General features: G+C 69.4%; 13 protein-coding genes and 1 CRISPR repeat array. Of the genes, 12 read left to right on the forward strand and 1 reads right to left on the reverse strand.

Annotated elements, in window-relative coordinates; all coding sequences use genetic code 11:
- Positions 1 to 43 precede the first annotated feature (43 nt).
- The 7 genes from cas7g to CHC09_RS41730 all read left to right on the forward strand — a co-directional run bounded on the left by cas7g (position 44) and on the right by CHC09_RS41730 (position 12,865).
- Positions 44 to 1,285, forward strand: a complete 1,242-nt coding sequence (cas7g, locus tag CHC09_RS41700; RefSeq protein WP_089298799.1) for a type I-G CRISPR-associated RAMP protein Csb1/Cas7g — start codon at positions 44 to 46, stop codon at positions 1,283 to 1,285.
- Positions 1,282 to 2,802, forward strand: coding sequence for a type I-G CRISPR-associated protein Csb2 (csb2, locus tag CHC09_RS41705; RefSeq protein ID WP_089298800.1), 1,521 nt, complete (start codon positions 1,282 to 1,284; stop codon positions 2,800 to 2,802). Before cas7g ends, csb2 begins: the two co-directional genes overlap by 4 nt.
- Positions 2,799 to 5,525, forward strand: coding sequence for a type I-G CRISPR-associated helicase/endonuclease Cas3g (gene cas3g / locus CHC09_RS41710; RefSeq protein ID WP_089298801.1), 2,727 nt, complete (start codon positions 2,799 to 2,801; stop codon positions 5,523 to 5,525). The genes csb2 and cas3g overlap by 4 nt, the downstream gene beginning before the upstream one ends.
- The gene (locus CHC09_RS41715; protein WP_089298802.1) at positions 5,522 to 6,574 is read left to right on the forward strand and encodes a hypothetical protein; all 1,053 of its coding nucleotides are present in this window, start codon (positions 5,522 to 5,524) and stop codon (positions 6,572 to 6,574) included. The genes cas3g and CHC09_RS41715 overlap by 4 nt, the downstream gene beginning before the upstream one ends.
- The gene (locus CHC09_RS41720; RefSeq protein WP_089298803.1) at positions 6,574 to 8,166 is read left to right on the forward strand and encodes a CRISPR-associated endonuclease Cas4/Cas1; all 1,593 of its coding nucleotides are present in this window, start codon (positions 6,574 to 6,576) and stop codon (positions 8,164 to 8,166) included. The genes CHC09_RS41715 and CHC09_RS41720 overlap by 1 nt, the downstream gene beginning before the upstream one ends.
- Positions 8,163 to 8,465 (forward strand): CRISPR-associated endonuclease Cas2, encoded by a 303-nt coding sequence (gene cas2 / locus CHC09_RS41725; RefSeq protein WP_089298804.1) that lies wholly within the window; start codon positions 8,163 to 8,165, stop codon positions 8,463 to 8,465. Before CHC09_RS41720 ends, cas2 begins: the two co-directional genes overlap by 4 nt.
- A 235-nt stretch (positions 8,466 to 8,700) precedes the next feature.
- Positions 8,701 to 11,650: direct repeats of the CRISPR family, unit length 36 nt; unit sequence GTCGCAGCTCCTCCGGGAGCTGCCCTTCATTGAGGC.
- 783 nt (positions 11,651 to 12,433) lie between these two features.
- Complete coding sequence (locus tag CHC09_RS41730) at positions 12,434 to 12,865, forward strand: hypothetical protein (protein WP_089298805.1); 432 nt, start codon at positions 12,434 to 12,436, stop codon at positions 12,863 to 12,865.
- A 416-nt stretch (positions 12,866 to 13,281) separates the two neighbouring features.
- Here the strand turns inward: CHC09_RS41730 and CHC09_RS41735 are convergent, their stop codons facing one another.
- The gene (locus tag CHC09_RS41735) at positions 13,282 to 14,643 is read right to left on the reverse strand and encodes a cellulase family glycosylhydrolase (protein WP_089298806.1); all 1,362 of its coding nucleotides are present in this window, start codon (positions 14,641 to 14,643) and stop codon (positions 13,282 to 13,284) included.
- A gap of 165 nt (positions 14,644 to 14,808) precedes the next feature.
- Between CHC09_RS41735 and CHC09_RS41740 the strand changes: the two genes are divergently transcribed.
- The 5 genes from CHC09_RS41740 to CHC09_RS48985 all read left to right on the forward strand — a co-directional run bounded on the left by CHC09_RS41740 (position 14,809) and on the right by CHC09_RS48985 (position 16,717).
- Positions 14,809 to 15,108 (forward strand): hypothetical protein, encoded by a 300-nt coding sequence (locus CHC09_RS41740; protein WP_089298807.1) that lies wholly within the window; start codon positions 14,809 to 14,811, stop codon positions 15,106 to 15,108.
- A 146-nt stretch (positions 15,109 to 15,254) separates the two neighbouring features.
- The gene (locus CHC09_RS41745) at positions 15,255 to 15,482 is read left to right on the forward strand and encodes a hypothetical protein (RefSeq protein ID WP_089298808.1); all 228 of its coding nucleotides are present in this window, start codon (positions 15,255 to 15,257) and stop codon (positions 15,480 to 15,482) included.
- Entirely contained in the window at positions 15,479 to 16,150 is a 672-nt protein-coding gene (locus CHC09_RS41750; protein WP_089298809.1) for a hypothetical protein, read from the forward strand. Before CHC09_RS41745 ends, CHC09_RS41750 begins: the two co-directional genes overlap by 4 nt.
- A gap of 70 nt (positions 16,151 to 16,220) precedes the next feature.
- On the forward strand, positions 16,221 to 16,457 hold the full coding sequence (locus CHC09_RS48980) for a hypothetical protein (protein WP_203833282.1): 237 nt from the start codon (positions 16,221 to 16,223) through the stop codon (positions 16,455 to 16,457).
- Entirely contained in the window at positions 16,427 to 16,717 is a 291-nt protein-coding gene (locus CHC09_RS48985; protein ID WP_203833281.1) for a calcium:cation antiporter, read from the forward strand. Before CHC09_RS48980 ends, CHC09_RS48985 begins: the two co-directional genes overlap by 31 nt.
- Positions 16,718 to 16,882 lie beyond the last annotated feature (165 nt).

Raw genomic sequence — 16,882 nt, forward strand, 5'->3', positions numbered from 1 at the left:
AGCCGACGCAAACCCTGAACTCTGCATATGAAGGGAACCTCGAATGGGTTCATTGGATCTTGCTGTGTTGCTGGCTGCCGGGGCGGCCGGTGGGTCGAGCTGTCTGACGTCGACGACGGTGCTGGAGCCGGCCGGTGGCCGGCACGCGTCGGTGGCGCCGGCCAAGTTCGCTGATGCGAACAGCAACAACAAGCGTGGGGTGTACGCGTACGAGCAGCGTTTCCTCGGTGACGAGAGCCGGTACGCGGTGCTGATCGACTCGAAGCAGTCGCAGCTCAACCGGGCCGAGCAGGCGCTGGCCCAGGCGATCGAGGACGGCCATCCGCTGCTGTCGCGGGTGCCGCACGTACGGCTGACATATGAGCGGGCTGGGACGGTCGAGCACTACTACGACCTGACGCTTCCGCACCGGATCTTCGACGGCCACATCCGCGCGGGGACGATCGACGGCACGCCCACCACGCAGACCCCGGAGTATCGGGCGGTACGGGACGCCAGCCCGGCCAACGCGCGGGCCCTACTGGAGACGAGTCCGGTGACGCTGATCTTCGGGGGCTGGGACGCGACTCGCCGCAGTCGGCAGGGTCGTTGGCGCAGCGCGCTGGTCGGTGAGATCGCCGGCTTCATGGCGGCGGTTCGGGACCCGGACGGGCTTCTGGTGAAGCCTGCGCCCGGGCTGAAGGGCGGGGCCCGGGTCGACCCGGTCGGGATGCAGATCAACCTCGGTAAGAAGGTGATGACCGAGGTGGCGGACCGGCAACAGGCGGAGCTGAGCCCGTCCACCCATAGCACGATCGTCAAGACGGCCGGCGGGATCAAGCCGGGTGAGACGAAGTCGGCGTCCGCGCTGGGGCTCGGTGGCATCCCGCCGACTCTCGACCAGTTGACCGGCGTCGCATGCGACGCGATCATCCGTACGCACGTGCTGTCCTTCGCCACCCTGCGGCAGATGCGATTCGGTGCCGGCCCGGAGGGCGACGCCGCCTGCCGGGCGCTGCTGGCCGCGCTGGCTCTCAACGCGCTCGCCCGCTCCGATGCGGAGCTCTACCTGCGGGCGAACTGCGACCTGGTCGAGGCGGAATCACCGAGGGTGCGGCTCGACCGGCGGGGTGGCGAGTTCCTGGAGGTGGAACCGCTCGGCATCGACGCCGCCGACCTGCTGCTGTCCGAGGCGCTCGCCCATGCCGAGAAGGCCGCCGACGTGTCGTGGACAGGCCTGGCGATGCGGGTGACCGGCAACCCGGACATCCTCTCCGGCGCGGTCGACGCGGACGACAAGCCGTGAGCTTCGCGATCGTCGCCGAACCCTTGCTGGGTGTCTACAAGGGGCACGTGGGCGCCGGGCAGGTCGACTCGCTGCCGTCCCCGGCGCGTCTGCATGCGGCACTTGTCTGTGCGGCTGCGCAGGGGGTGCGCGCCGTCGCGGCAGGGGACGACCTGCGGCCCTGCGCCGCGGATCGCGAGGCGTTGCGCTGGCTGGAAGAGAACCCGCCCGACGGTGTCGCGGTCCCGGGCACTCTGCACAACGGCGGCGTCGCCACCGCGTACCGCAAAGAGGGTTTGATCGTCAAGGAGGGCCGCAACCCGCTTGCTGAGAAGCTGGCCGGAAAGCCTGCAGTGACGGGTGTCTCGGTGACCGGGCGGTTCGCCTGGTGGTGGAGGCAGGCTCCGCCCGAACCGGTGGTGACGGCGCTGGCCGCGCTCTGTCCCGAGGTGCCGTATCTGGGGACCAGCGAGTCGCCGGTGTTGCTGGCGGTAGCCGAGGCGGAGCCTACACACCTGCTGGACAGGGAGGCCGACCTGTTCACCGGAGACGGTCTGGACCTGACGGTGGCGGTCGAGGGCCGGCTGGATGCGCTGGAGACGGCTCACGCCGACGCGGCGAAGACGCCGCCGCTGAAGAGCGACGCACACCGCTCTAGCGAGAAGGTCGCCGCCCCTGCGGTGGTGACGAGCGGGCTGGACCTCGGCCGATATACCCGAGCGCCGCAGCCCCCGCCGCCGACGCCGTGGACATCGGTCCTGCTGTTCCGGATGAATCGGACCGGCCCGGTTCCGGCCGAATCGCGGGTCCGTTTCGCCGTGGCTGCCCACCGGGCGCTCGTCGCGATCATAGGAGACGGGGCGCCCGCGATCTTGACCGGCGTTTACGAGCCCGGCGTGCCGCGGCCGGCCAACCGGTGCGCGATCCACTTCCTCGGTCCGGACACCCCGCACATCGGTGGCTGCGCGCTGGCCGTGCTGCTGCCAGCCGACGCCGACGAGGTCGATCTCACCCTGGTGCGGATGGCGGCCCAACAGCTCAAGCAGGTCCGGGTCGCGTCCGGGTCGTTCTCGCTGGGGGCGCCGGTGGAGGTCCCCGCCGGCGAGTTCTGGCCGGAACCGGCCTCCGGCACGCAACGATGGTGGCAGACCGATCCGGTCGCGGTGCCGGACACCCGCCCGCCGCGCGGCGGCCCCTGGACGCTGGCCGATGCGATCGCGCTGTCGGCCGGTTTGGTGTGGCGGCGGGAGTTCACCGTCCCGGGACGGGCCGATACCCGCTACCGGGCGCTCGCCGCGGCAGCCGGACAACGGATCCGGGTCGGGTCGGCATCCCGGGTGGCGGGCAGCGATCTTGGCCAGTACGTGCACAAGGTCCATCAGGACACGCTGGTCCAGCCGTACCGCGCGGTGCTCGACCTCGGTGACCTTGCCGGTTCACGGACGATCACCGCCATCGGGCAGAGCCGGCACCTGGGCGGTGGCCTGCTCGTCCCGCGGGACCTGCCGGTCGCCATCGCGCGGAGGATGGGCCGATGACCGTCGACCGGGCCGAATTCGGCGACTTCTTCGCGGAGGTGCGGGATGGGCACCGGCCCTTCCGTTGGCAGCGGCGGTTACTCGACCATCTCCTGCACACCGGGAGGTGGCCGGACCAGTTGGTCGCCCCGACCGGCGCGGGTAAGACCAGCGTAATCGACGTGCACGTGTTCGCCGTGACGTTGATGGCCTGCGGTCACCCGGTCCGGGTGCCGCGCCGGCTCGCCCTAGTGGTGGACCGCCGGGCTCTGGTCGATGACCAGCACGAGCACGGCCAGCGGATTGCCGGTCTGCTGGCCGAGGCCGAGGACGGGAGTCTGCTCGGCCGGATGGCGGGCGCTCTCGGATCATTGCGCACGGCGATCGGTGGCCGTCCCCTCACGACCGCGCTGTTGCGTGGCGGCGCGCCTCCGTCCCGGCAGTGGCTGGAGGACCCGGTCGGCTGCGCGATAATCTGCGCCACCCCGGACATGTGGGGCTCGCGGCTGCTGTTGTCCGGGTACGGTTCGCGGGCGCAGGCCTGGCCACGAGAGGCCGGGTTACTGGCGTACGACTCGGTGGTTGTAGTCGACGAGGCGCATCTGTCACAGCAGCTGGTCACGACGGCGCGCCGGGTCGCCGAGCTCGCCGAGGTGGCCGAGGAACCGCTCGGGGTGCCGATCCTGCAGGTCGTGGAGACCACCGCCACCCCACGCGCTGATGCCGGGGTGGCGGTCGGCGTCGAACCGGCGGATCTGGACGTGGACACGGCGCTGCGGCAGCGGTTGACCGCGATGAAACCGGTCACTCTACTGCCGCTGCCGGTGTGGCCGATTCCGCGCACTGGCCCAGCCCACAAGAGCGGGGTGACCGTATTAGCGGACGAGGCAGTGCGGCTGCGGGAGAAGTACGGCCGGACGGTCGGCTGCTTCGTCAACAGCGTCAAGGTGGCCACGGCCGTCGCTCTCGAACTGCGGGGCCGGGGCCAGGAGACGAGACTGATCTGCGGGCGGATGCGACCGTACGACGTCGGCCGGTTGCGCCCGCCCATGTCGACGCTGCTCACCATCGGTGGCGACGACACGGTCGACGTCCTGGTCAGTACCCAGAGCCTGGAAGTCGGCGTCGACCTGGACCTGGCCGCGGCGGTGACCGAACTGGCACCCGGTGGAGCCATCGTGCAGCGAGCCGGCCGGGTCAACCGGCTCGGGTCGCGGGCGACAGAGGTGGCCGTGATCGTGCCCGCAGGTGAGCTGGCCGCCGATGCCAGGTCCGGGCCGTACGGCCGCAACGACCTCGCGGAGGCTCACTCCTGGCTGGTGGACAGGTTCGCCGACCCGGTCGGCCTGGCACCCTGGGCACTGCGGGAGCCCCGCCCTCCGGTCCCTGCGGCGCGGCGGGACCTGTGGCAACGACTGGAGTTGGCCCAGGCGTGGCACCTCGCCCGGACCAGCGACGACCTCGCGGCCCGGCAGGACGACCTGGACCTGTGGCTCAGCGACGACCTGGACGATCCCGAACACGAATTCGGGATCGTGGTGCGGCAGGCCCTGCCGGCTGACCGCGCTGATGCCGTACGCCTGATCCAGGCTCTGCCGCCCCGCAAGCACGAGGTGTTTCCGGTCTCGATCCGGAAGGCGGCGAAGGTTCGGGAAAGGCTGAAGTCCGGTGGGATCCTGATCCGTCCCACCGAGGACCGGCCGCGTTTTCTGCCTCCTGGCGAAGGAAAACGCCCCGCAGGCCAGGCCGGCTCCAACGGCGACGCCCGCCCGGAGGGTCGGATCCGCCCCGGCGACCTGCTCGTCGTCGACGCCGACGAGGCCCTGTTCATCACGGACGTGGTCGACCCTGACGGCACCGAACGGGCCGTGGACGTGCTCGAAGCAGCCAACGACATGGACGCCGGCACGTTCGTGTTCCGCATCGAGCGGATCCCGACCGAACGGGAGGACGACGACCGCCGGATCCTCGACGCCATCGATCCGGAGCAGGACCTCACCGAGCAGCTGAGCGACCTGGGAAAGCAGCTCGGGTTGACCCACGATCAGCTGGCCGCCGCTGAGTTGACCCCTCATTGGGACGACTCGCAAGACGGCCGACCACGGCTCGTCCGGCTACTCGTCGTCGGCCTTCACCGGGCGGCCGCCGACGAGGACCTGCGGCAGACCTGGACCCCGAGCCGGGAACCGGTCACCTTGCGCCAGCACGCCGGGGCGGTCGCCGACCGGGCCGGGATCGTCGCCGACCGACTCCACCTGGACGCCGGGCTGATCGGCGTGCTGAGCCACGCTGGTCTGCACCACGACGACGGCAAGATCGACGAACGGTTCCAGCGCCTGCTGCGGGGCCGCTCGACACAGCTCGAGCCGCTGGCCAAGAGCCGGGTGCGCAGCACCCGCCGAAACCGGGAACTCCGAGCCCAGGTGGGGCTACCGGCCGGGTGGCGCCACGAACAACTCTCGGTGGTCGAAGCCTGGGACAAGCTGTCCGAGCTGGAGGAACCCCACCGGGAGCTTGCAGCCCGGCTGGTCGGCACCAGCCACGGGTACGGCCGGCACGGCTTCCCGCACACCAGCAGGCACCTCACCAGACATCCCGGCGAAACCGCCGTCACCCTGTTCGACGAGGGGCTGTGGGACGAACTGATCGAACGTACGCATCTGCGTTGGGGGGTGTGGGGCTGCGCGTACCTGGAGGCGCTGCTCCGGGCCGCCGACGGGCAAGTCTCCGCGGAGGGATCATGACCGACTTCGTGCTCACCGGGGCCGACCCGCACATGATGCTGTCGCACCTGGCACTGTGCGGGCTCGCCGCCATCGCCGAGGAGGAGGGGCTGCGGGACGTGCGGCTGTCCTGGACTCCCGGCATGGGTGCACGGCCGGTCCTCAGTGCCGTGAACGCCACCGCCGAGACGATCGGGGCGGCCGTCCAGCGGCACGCCGCCCGGCTCGACGACGCCGGAAGCTGGCTGAACCGGCAGCTCAGCGACACGGAGAAGCGTGCGCTGATGAGCCCACGGATCAGCGTCATAGCCGACATCGACGGGTGGCGTTCGCTGCAGGACCGGCGACACGACGTCCTCGACCAGCTCACCGGGGCGCGGGCGATACTCGACCTCCGACTCATCGCCGCGCTCGGCGAGCCCAGCTACTGGCGCCGGAACCACAAAGGCGACCGGCTGCAGGACGACGGCGCCAGCCGGATGGAGATGCAACCTCGCAACCAGGGGTCCGAGTTCGTCGGCAACCGGCTCCGCCCGCTGGCCGCGGCGGTCGCCGCCCGCACCCCCGCACTGATCAGCGACGGGTTGCGCGGCCATAACATCCGCGACGAGATCGGCAAGGACGACACCCAGAGCCGTACGCCCACCGGTCTGGCCGACCCCGGACCCACCGACAACGCGCTGGCCTGGTGCGCGCTCTGGGGCATCTCGCAGCTCCCCATAGCGCTGCGCCGCGACGACTTCGCACGAACAACCGCCCACCTCGGACGCGGCACTGCCGGATACTTCGCACTGCCGGTCTGGTCTGGCCGGTGGCGAAGCGCCCGGTACCGCAGCGTCGCCGCCAGCGCCCACCTCACCCGGTTCGTCGAAAGCGGACTCACCCCCGGCGGCGTCGTCCGGCCGGCCGGTCCGAACGGCGTCACCGCCGTCGGCACGGCGGCTCGCGAGTGGCTGGCTGCCCGAGGCGTCACCGGCGTCGTCCGCTTCGAAGTACGACGCTTCGGCAGCGCCAGCGCCCCGGAACGGCGGGCGGCGCGCGGCGCGATCCTGAAGACCGGCCGGTCCTGATGTCTGAGCTGATCCCGATCAGCCTGGTCGCCCATCATGCGTTCTGCCCCCGCCGTGCCTGGCTGGAGGCGATGGGCGAGGCGACCGACACCCATCAGGTGGCGGCCGGCATCCAGGCGCATACACCGGCCGACGACCCGGCGGGTTCGCGTTCCCGCAGGCACCGGGCCGTCGACGTGGTCAGTCACGACCTCGGCGTGATCGGGCGCTGCGACACCGTCGAGCTGGACGACGACGCCGCCATGACGGTGGTCGAGCACAAAGCCACCCCGATCCGTCGACGTCCCGAAGTCACCGAGCCGATGCGAGTTCAGGTCGCGCTCCTAGCCGGGGCACTGGCCGACATGGGTTACCCGGTAGCCGGACAAGCGATCTACTTCACCAACCACAGAACCCGGGTCGAGGTGATCCTCTCCGCCGAAGACAAGGCGCTCGCCCGGGAGATGGCGACAGCCACCGCCCGCACCCTCGCGTCCGACCAGGCACCACCACCGTTGGAGGACGACCGGCGCTGTTCCCGATGCTCGCACATCTCGGTCTGCCTGCCCGACGAGCGTGCGCTGGAGCCGGTCACCCGTCGCATCGTCGTCGCCGACCCGGACACCCAGGTTCTGCACCTGACGACAGCGGGCTCGCGGGCGTACATCAACCGGGGTCGGATTGAGGTGAGCAAGAGCGGCGAGAAGCTGGGCACCTTCCCGATCGAACGGGTCCAGGGCCTCGTGGTGCACGGCAACGTCGACCTCTCCAGCGGACTCATCCGAGAACTGTTGTGGCGCAGTCTGTCCGTCGTCTGGTGCACCAGCTCCGGCCGAGTCACCGGATGGGCCCAACCCGCCCAGGGGCCCAACGGCGGTCCCCGGCTGCTGCAGCACGTCGCGTCCCACAACGGGCGCATCGATCTGGCCCGGCAGTTCATCGCGGCGAAGATCGCCAACCAGGCAACACTCCTGCGCCGTCATAGCACCGAGACCGATGTCGTCGCCCGGCTACGTGCCCTGCAACGGCATGTCCTTGACGCGCCGTCACTCACCGACCTCTTCGGTATCGAAGGAGAAGCTGCGGCACGCTACTTCGAAAACTTCCTGACCATGATTAGGCCAAAGATCATCGATGCAGAAGAACTGGCCTTCTCCACCCGGACCCGACGCCCCGCCCGCGACCCCGTCAACGCTGCCCTGAACTTCTGCTACGGCCTGGCCACGGCGGATGCGCTACGGGCCGTCGTCGCATGTGGACTCGACCCGAACGCGGGATTCCTGCACAGCAGCGGCCGCAACAAGCCCGCCCTGGCACTCGATCTGGTAGAGGAGTTCAGGGCGCCGGTCGCCGACTCGGTCGTGATCAATGCGTTCAACAACGGCGAACTCCGTACCCGAGACTTCTCGACGGCCCTGGGCACGACACGACTTGGCGAGCGGGGGCGCAGGGCGCTGATCGCCGGCTACGAACGTCGTGTCACCGGGAAATTCCGCCACCCCATCTTCGGTTACGACGTGACCTGGCGGCGGGCTATGGAAATCCAGGCACGCCTTGTTCTCGGTGTCATCGACGGCACCCAGCCCCGCTACCAAGGAATCAAAATCCGGTGAGCGTTGACGATGTCCGGCGCTACCTCATCGCGTACGATGTAGCCGACGATGTACGTCGTACAAAAGTCGCCAAGAAGCTCGAATCATACGGCGACCGAGTCCAGTACAGCGTTTTCGTCGTGGATATCCGCCCGGCCAAGCTGGTGCGGCTGCGAGCCCAGCTGATCGCCCTCATCGACCAGTCCACCGACTCGGTGCTCTTCGGAAACCTCGGCGCACTTCGTGAAAGCCGGAGCCGATCCCTCGACGTCATCGGACGCAGCCGCCCGGTCACTGGTCACGGCCCGGCGATCCTGTGACCTAACAGGCAGCAGCGTGTGCGCTCATCCGCAATATCGTTCGAGTCGAGTCCACGTGCGAAGGCTCCGTTGTGCCGCCGTTGAGCGCTCACCCTTCGCGCACTTCTGAGCAGGTGTTACGGGCCTCCCGACAGGCGGGTCGAGGGCGCTGCGGCGGGGTGGGGCAGCTGCCGCACAACACCCTTCGCAACAGCGGTGCCGAATCCCAGCTCAGCGTGGGTAATATCGGGCCCCAGGCGCAGCTCCTCCGGGAGCTGCCCTTCATTGAGGCAGCGCTGCGTCGTTGCGCTGGTCAGCCTCGGCGGCTTCCCGGCGCAGCTCCTCCGGGAGCTGCCCTTCATTGAGGCGTACGGCTCAAGAGCCAGGCGTCGCACCTGCTGTCCGGCGCAGCTCCTCCGGGAGCTGCCCTTCATTGAGGCTGGGATGCCGTTGACGGTGGCGACCCATCCGGCGGGCGCAGCTCCTCCGGGAGCTGCCCTTCATTGAGGCCTGGAGGAAGTTGACCCGCTTGGCGACCTGGCGGGGCGCAGCTCCTCCGGGAGCTGCCCTTCATTGAGGCACCGACGACCCGGCAGCCGGCACGCACTATCCGCTCCGGGGGCGCAGCTCCTCCGGGAGCTGCCCTTCATTGAGGCATCGGCCTTGTGGCGGAGGAGGTCGACGCGCTCGGCGGCGCAGCTCCTCCGGGAGCTGCCCTTCATTGAGGCGACACCGCCCGCGGGCTGGTCGTCGAGGTGTACGCCGGCGCAGCTCCTCCGGGAGCTGCCCTTCATTGAGGCGTCCTCGGCCGGTCCGCGTCCCGGGGCGTGTACGAGGGCGCAGCTCCTCCGGGAGCTGCCCTTCATTGAGGCATGGCGACCATGCGCCGGGTCACCGAGTCGCCGAGGATGGCGCAGCTCCTCCGGGAGCTGCCCTTCATTGAGGCTTCTCCCCACCCCGGTGGATCAGCGAGCCGATCGGGCGCAGCTCCTCCGGGAGCTGCCCTTCATTGAGGCACGATGTTGCAGCTGCATGCGGGTATGTCCGCGACGGCGCGGCGCAGCTCCTCCGGGAGCTGCCCTTCATTGAGGCTGGGTGCGCGTGTTGAATAGATTCGCGCGATGATCACTGGGCGCAGCTCCTCCGGGAGCTGCCCTTCATTGAGGCACGTGCCGCTGCCCGCCGCTCCGCGTGGTGGTCCACCGGCGCAGCTCCTCCGGGAGCTGCCCTTCATTGAGGCCTGAAGAAGCCGTCCGATGAGGCGGATGGGTTCGCGGCGCAGCTCCTCCGGGAGCTGCCCTTCATTGAGGCGAGGCCGAACGCGCGCCGGATGACCCGTGGGCTTACGTCGCAGCTCCTCCGGGAGCTGCCCTTCATTGAGGCATCTGGATCATCGCCGGTGAGGACCAAGCCTCCGCGTCGCAGCTCCTCCGGGAGCTGCCCTTCATTGAGGCACCGACCAGTGCTGTCCCGCGCGGGAGCATGAGCAGGTCGCAGCTCCTCCGGGAGCTGCCCTTCATTGAGGCACATCGTGCGGGTACACGTCGTCCTGGGCGAGCGGTCGCAGCTCCTCCGGGAGCTGCCCTTCATTGAGGCGACTTCGACATCCGCAAGGAGGCGCTCGGCCTGGCCGGTCGCAGCTCCTCCGGGAGCTGCCCTTCATTGAGGCGGGTTGCCGGCGCGGGCGAGGATGTCGGCGACCTGGTCGCAGCTCCTCCGGGAGCTGCCCTTCATTGAGGCCAGGTGTCAAGGTTGGCCGGGCCACGCTCGAGATGGCCGTGTCGCAGCTCCTCCGGGAGCTGCCCTTCATTGAGGCACCGACGCGAACGGCGAGCCGCCCGGGCGGACCGTCGCAGCTCCTCCGGGAGCTGCCCTTCATTGAGGCTGCCCGTCCCCGGGGTAGGCGCGGGAGTAGATGCCGTTGTCGCAGCTCCTCCGGGAGCTGCCCTTCATTGAGGCCCCTGGGCCGACGACGACGGGGAGGCCCTGGCCGGCAAGCGTCGCAGCTCCTCCGGGAGCTGCCCTTCATTGAGGCGACCTGGCGCTGATCCCCCGGATCGAACCGATCCCCGGTCGCAGCTCCTCCGGGAGCTGCCCTTCATTGAGGCATGCTCCAGTCGAACGGCCGCGGCAACGGAGCCAGGTCGCAGCTCCTCCGGGAGCTGCCCTTCATTGAGGCCGGGTGAGCGGCGGCGTGTCGATTGCCGGGCAGACAGATGTCGCAGCTCCTCCGGGAGCTGCCCTTCATTGAGGCATCCAGGGCCGAAACATCCGCTGGACGGTGCCCCAGGAGTCGCAGCTCCTCCGGGAGCTGCCCTTCATTGAGGCTTCGCCTGGTCGACGACCAGGGTCCGCTGCGTGTGTCGCAGCTCCTCCGGGAGCTGCCCTTCATTGAGGCGACTCCCACGCGAGGCGGCGCGCGGTCTCCTGGTCGTAGGTCGCAGCTCCTCCGGGAGCTGCCCTTCATTGAGGCCGCGACGGCTCCAAGGGCGTCGAGGAGTGGAAGAAGTCGCAGCTCCTCCGGGAGCTGCCCTTCATTGAGGCCGCGAGAATCACGCCGGAACGCCGATGGCGACAACCCGGTCGCAGCTCCTCCGGGAGCTGCCCTTCATTGAGGCATTCCGCCCTCGTCGCCGCCGAACGATCCGTCCTCGGGTCGCAGCTCCTCCGGGAGCTGCCCTTCATTGAGGCGAGGGCTGGTGGCAGGTCCCGGACGGGCTACTCAGTCGCAGCTCCTCCGGGAGCTGCCCTTCATTGAGGCATGCCGGCGATGCGGCGGGCGCGGTCGAGTGGGGTGGTCGCAGCTCCTCCGGGAGCTGCCCTTCATTGAGGCAGGCGGCAGTCGCGGACGTCGGCGTGCGGCGGGATCGGTCGCAGCTCCTCTGGGAGCTGCCCTTCATTGAGGCGCGATACACCGGCCGGCCGCGGTGTCGATCCGGGGCGCGGGTCGCAGCTCCTCCGGGAGCTGCCCTTCATTGAGGCTCGTCGGATCCGGACGAGATCGCCTACTACATCGGCGACCGTCGCAGCTCCTCCGGGAGCTGCCCTTCATTGAGGCACGTTGACGAACACGTTCATCGCGAACGGCAACGACGTGGTCGCAGCTCCTCCGGGAGCTGCCCTTCATTGAGGCCGGGCGGGGAAGACACGAAGCAGGTGGGCCCACTGGGGTCGCAGCTCCTCCGGGAGCTGCCCTTCATTGAGGCGCGGTTCGGTTCGGCACGCTGGACCCGGGCGTCACCCTTGTCGAGAAGCCGTTCTCCGAGTCCGACCTGCTGCAGAAGATCCGGCAGGTACTCGACAGCGCCCCGACAACCTGACCGGCGAGGCGTACGTGGGAGATCAGCCCGGAAGACGGGCGCTTCGACTCCGCGGTGGGCGCTATCGTCTCGAAGATCAAGGGCTCGTGGCGGGAGCGGGGACAGTTCCCTGCGGGCGCCTTGTTCGCGAGTTGACCGCCTGAGTGACCGGCCGTCAACCTTGAAGTCCTGCGTCAACCGTCGCTCCTGGTCGGCGATCTGGCATGGCGCGAACCGGTCAAACGCCCTGGTAGCGGGTCGCCGGTGACGGTGGTGGGGTGGTTCGCGTGGTGCAACGTACGGCCCGCTGTCACAGCAGTTCAGCACCGGTTTCCCGGCGCTGAACTGATTGCCTTCCGGGGTCGTGCAGCAGCGGTCAGTGATCTAGAGATTCGCTGAGTTTCTTGAGTGCGGGCGCGGGCCGGCCGCGCTCGGCCTGCTGGCGGCCTGCGGCCGGCATCGGCCGGCGCGCCGGCCGTACATGCTCAAAGCCGTGACGATCGCTGAGCGTGGCTGATCTCCGCTGTTGCTTCCGGCGATCGCTGCCGCATCGCTTCGCGGCTTGCCACCGAATACTCGGGGAACGGTTGCTCTGTGGCTCACCGTATTGTCGGCTGTCCCCGTTGGGGTCCGGGCCGTCGACCTTCCGATTTGCTATCCGAAGGCGGAACCCGCCGGGATGATCACAGTATGACGGACGCTGCTGGTCAGGCCGAGTATCCGGTGGTCATGGACGTAGCCGACTGGACTTTCATCGACGGAACCATGGACAACGAGATCCAGGGCATCCGCGAGCGACGCTGGCGAGAAGATGGACAGGACCCCGCGTGGGCCGAGCTGGAACAGCTGGGCGCGAGTATCCGTCAGGCGGGCTGGGAACAACTTCCCGACTGGCCAGACACCTACGAAGCCCTACAGAGCTGGCCCACACCGGGTCGTACGGAAGCGATGCGGCTGTCGGCCCGGCAGTGGGGCCTCGTCGTGACCGCGCTTGAAAGTGCCGCCGATATCGATGAGCCGGAAGATGCCGCGACCTCGCGGCGCATCGCCGCCCTGGTGCGCGAACGACTCGCTGATCAGGGACTCAATCCCGTGCCCGTGGTGCGATCTCGATCCGACTGAGGTCGGCATCTTGCCGAGCACTGTTCTACCTCTGCGGAGCTATTCGGTGGCTGCTGTACAGCAGCGAAGTACAGCGACGCCAGCAACCGCGCCCGGCCGGACGGATGATCCAACCGGGTCGCAGGGAATCCTTGGGTTCAGGGTCGGGGTTCGGGTCATGCCAGCCACCCCGTCCGCACGGTGCTCGGCCGCGAGGCCTGGAGGCGGGGCCCCATCGGTCGTACCGCGGAAATGGTTGAGAGCCGGGTGACGGTCTCGGGGATGCCGCGTTCGCCGAACTCGCCCCATCGGTCGTACCGCGGAAATGGTTGAGAGCCTGGGCTGAGGCGGACCGCAAGCCTGGGGCTGGTGGTGCCAGGTGGGAAGGCCGGAGGCCGGGCGCGCGTCGCGGGCCCGGCCTCCGTGGGTGCGGAGGGTCAGGTGGCGGTGCAGGTGACGGCGGGGACGGAGTTGGTGCCGGTCCAGGAGCCGAGGAAGCCGAACGACGTCGAGGCGCCCGCGCCCACGCTGCCGTTGTAGCTCACGTTGCGGGCGGTGACCGACGAGCCGCTGCTGGTCACGGTCGCGCTCCAGGCGTTGGCGACGGTCTGGCCGTTGGCGTACGTCCAGGTGACGGTCCAGCCGCTGATCGCGGAGCTGCCCGCGGTGACCTTGACCTCGCCCTGGAACCCGCCCGGCCACTGGCCGGCGATCGAGTACGCCGCCGTGCAGGTCTTGCCGGTGGACGGTGAGGAGGAGCTGGGGGAGGGCGACGGGCTGCTGGAGCTCTGCGACGGAGACACGGTCGGCGACGAGGTGCTGGTGCCGAAGATGGTGGCCTGCTTGGCGGTGGCGGTGATGCCGTTCGCCCCGCCGAAGACCCGGTTGTACCAGGTGGTCTTCTGGTTGGTGTCGAAGCTGAGCACCATGTCCAGGATCGGGTCGGTGTTGCCGGACCAGGACCAGCCGAGGTATCCCAGGCCCCGGCTGACCGCCTCGGCGATCACGGTCTGGTCGGCGACCTGGCTGGAGTCGAACTGCCAGCCGAATTCGCCGATCAACAGCGGCCAGCCCTTGGCCTTGAAAGCGTCCAGGTACGCGGTGATCGTCGAGGCTTGCGCGTACACCGAGTACATGTGGATCGACAGGATGGTGTTGTGCTGGGCGTCCGCGTCGAGCACGGTCTGCGCGTTGTCGCGCATCACGGTCTGCCAGTCCTGGCCCCAGTTCGGGGCGTCGATCATGAGCAGGTGCTGGAAGCCGTTGTCGCGCATCTTCTTGATCGCCGCGGTGGTGGCGGCGGTCCACTGGCTCGGGTTGGTGTTGCCGATCGGCTCGTTGCCGATGTTGATGGAGATGTAGTCCTCCTGGCCGACGAGCACGCTCTTCAGGCTGATCCAGTAATTGACCGCCTGGTCCAGCGTGTACGCCGCGCTGTCCTCGCCGTACCCGGTGGTGTCGTGGTCCTCGAGGACGCAGATCAGCTTGTTGGCCTTGCAGAGTGAGATCACGTTGGCGACGTCGCTCGCGCTGTTCGCGGTCCACCGGCCGCCGCTGAGCACGACCCGGACGGTGTTCGCGCCGGCGGCCTTGATGTTGGCGAACGAGCTGGTCTGGTTGGTGTACCAGGTGTGCGCGTGGTTGACGCCGCGCATGATGAACTTGGAACCGTTTGCTTCGTAGATGTCGGTGCCGACGACGTGCAGGCCGGTGGCCGCGTACGCCGGGCTGCCGAGGGCGACGACCGCTCCGGTGGCGGCGAGCAGGGCGGCGCCGAGCGCGACGAGGAATCTTCGCATGGGTCCGCGTCCCTTTCTGGGGATCGATGGGGGTCGTTCGGGAGCGCTCCCATAAGGTTCCGGATGTTTCTTAGTTTGGTCAAGATAGTCACCGCGGTATTTCGCTTCTCCGCTACGCACGCGGCGCCAAGACGGGTACAGCCAACCCGGCGGCGGCCTGATGAGGTGGCGGCGGAACCTTCGCAGGGCGACGACGGCGACGCTGTGCGCGTCGACCGGGTCGGTCTCGCGGTCCTGACCGGTGGAGAACACCCGGGCCCGGGCAGACAGCTTGGCGGGCACGTCGAGGACGGTTTCGCCGTCGGCGACCAGGCGCTGGGCGACGTGCCGGCCGATACCGCTGCAGCCCTCGACCGCCCAGATCCGATCGGTGTGCTTGCGGCCGGCGGCGAGTATGGCCTGGTAACCATCGCGGTCGGTGCCGAACCGGACCGTGTCGGGTCCACCCGGATCCGGCGAGATTGAGCGGATCTTCACCGACTACTTCACGGGGCAGGGGCTGGCCACCGAGTCGCGGGAGTTCAACGGCCGCTCCCGTTCATCGCGGTGGGCATCCCGGCCGGCGGGATGTTCAGCGGCGCCGAGGCAAGAAGATCGAGGCGCAGGCCACAGTGTACGGCGCCACCGCGGGCGCGGCGTTCGACGCGTGTTACTACCAGGCGTGCGACACAACGAACAACCTGAATCCCGCGGCCATGGCCGAACTGTCCGACGCCGCGGCTCACGCGGTCTACAGCCCGGCCATGACCAGGACCGGCTTCTTCCCCGACGGCTCACTGCGAGCGGCCGCACGCCGGTCGGCGGCGAAGGCACCGCGCGCCACACACCCGATCCGTTGAGGGGATCGGTACGCACGCGCGGAGCCCTGCTGGCCGCGATCGCCACCGCCGCCGCGCTGATCCTGACTCCGACGCCGGCCCACGCCGACCCCGGGCGGGACGGTTCGGCGTGCCCGGAGGTACGCCTCACGGCCGACCTGCCCGCCCCACCCCCCGGCGGGACGGTCCGGCAGAGCGTCACGATCGGCGACGACTGCGCCGCCCACCTCGGTCCGGTCGAGGTGGTCCCGGCGGCCCGGACCGCCGCGCGCAGCCTCGCCGCCGGGGCGGCGCCACGCACGTTCCACTCGTTCTCGCAGATGTACGACTGCTGCAACATCCTGATGACGGCGCTGTACTCGGACCACACCTGGAGCGCCGGCGACGGTCTGGTCCAGGCGGCGGACGCCCGGGTGAGCACGCACGCGAACCGGGAACCGTGGGACGCGGGCTGGACCGTGCGCGAGTCCACCGGGTCGGGGGGCTGCACCGGTGCCTGCCCCGCGGCCACGTTCACGGCGCACGCCGACTTCACGTACCGCGGCATCTTCGACGTCACGGGCACCTGGTACGCCAACACCCACGACTCCTCGGTCGTGCTCGCCGGGGACGGCACGGCGACCTGCCGGCACACCGTCGACCTGCGGCATGCGTTCATCGGCTGGCACTGGGAGCACGGCTGCTCCTGAACCCCGTCCGGTCAGGGCCGACGGCGCCGTCGGCCCTGACCGGACGCCGGTTTCGGATACGCTGCCCGGTATGTTCGGCACGCCGCTGACCCGCTCGGCGACGATCATGCCGCTCGTGGCGCTGGTCGCCCTCGTCCTGATCTGGGGCCGTCATCTGCTCCCGGCGGTCGAGGTCGCCGTCGTCCTGCTCCTGTCCGGCTCGGTGCTTGCCGCGGTGCATCACGCCGAGGTGGTGGCGCACCGGGTCGGCGAGCCGTTCGGCTCACTGATCTCGCCGTGCCCGTCCCGGTCATCGAGGTCGGCCTGATCATCACGTTGATGGTCTCCGGCGGTCCCGGCACCGCGTCGCTGGCGCGCGACACCGTCTTCGCCGCCGTCATGATCACCCGCAACGGCATAGCCGGGCTGTCCCTGCTGGTCACCGCGCTGCGGCGCGGGGTCGCCGTGTTCAACCCCGAGGGGCGCCGGCGCCGCCCTGACGACCGTGATCACCTTGCCACCCTCAGCCTGGTGCTGCCCACCCGTCATGTGTCCAGTCGGTGTCGAGTTCCTGGAAAAACTCGGTGATGTACGAGCTCGAGCGGTACGGGAAGTACCTCGGCTCCTAACCGGGCTTCGGGTCGTCCGAACCGAGATTGCCACATCAGATCGCCAATTGCTTCCAGGTTCCGGCGCCTGAACCTCACGTACCGACCTTGCGGGTGCCGAAAACCTCGTCCGTGCTGGTCAGCG

It is taken from the genome of Actinoplanes regularis, from assembly GCF_900188005.1.
Lineage (GTDB): Bacteria > Actinomycetota > Actinomycetes > Mycobacteriales > Micromonosporaceae > Actinoplanes > Actinoplanes regularis.

What these genes read in the sequence shown, in the direction of transcription:
- cas7g (WP_089298799.1), top strand. Translation starts at nt 44, where the DNA reads ATGGGTTCATTGGATCTTGCTGTGTTGCTGGCTGCCGGGGCGGCCGGT.
- cas3g (WP_089298801.1), top strand. Translation starts at nt 2,799, where the DNA reads ATGACCGTCGACCGGGCCGAATTCGGCGACTTCTTCGCGGAGGTGCGG.
- CHC09_RS41715 (WP_089298802.1), top strand. Translation starts at nt 5,522, where the DNA reads ATGACCGACTTCGTGCTCACCGGGGCCGACCCGCACATGATGCTGTCG.
- CHC09_RS41720 (WP_089298803.1), top strand. Translation starts at nt 6,574, where the DNA reads ATGTCTGAGCTGATCCCGATCAGCCTGGTCGCCCATCATGCGTTCTGC.
- CHC09_RS41730 (WP_089298805.1), top strand. Translation starts at nt 12,434, where the DNA reads ATGACGGACGCTGCTGGTCAGGCCGAGTATCCGGTGGTCATGGACGTA.
- CHC09_RS41735 (WP_089298806.1), bottom strand. Translation starts at nt 14,643, where the DNA reads ATGCGAAGATTCCTCGTCGCGCTCGGCGCCGCCCTGCTCGCCGCCACC.
- CHC09_RS48980 (WP_203833282.1), top strand. Translation starts at nt 16,221, where the DNA reads ATGTTCGGCACGCCGCTGACCCGCTCGGCGACGATCATGCCGCTCGTG.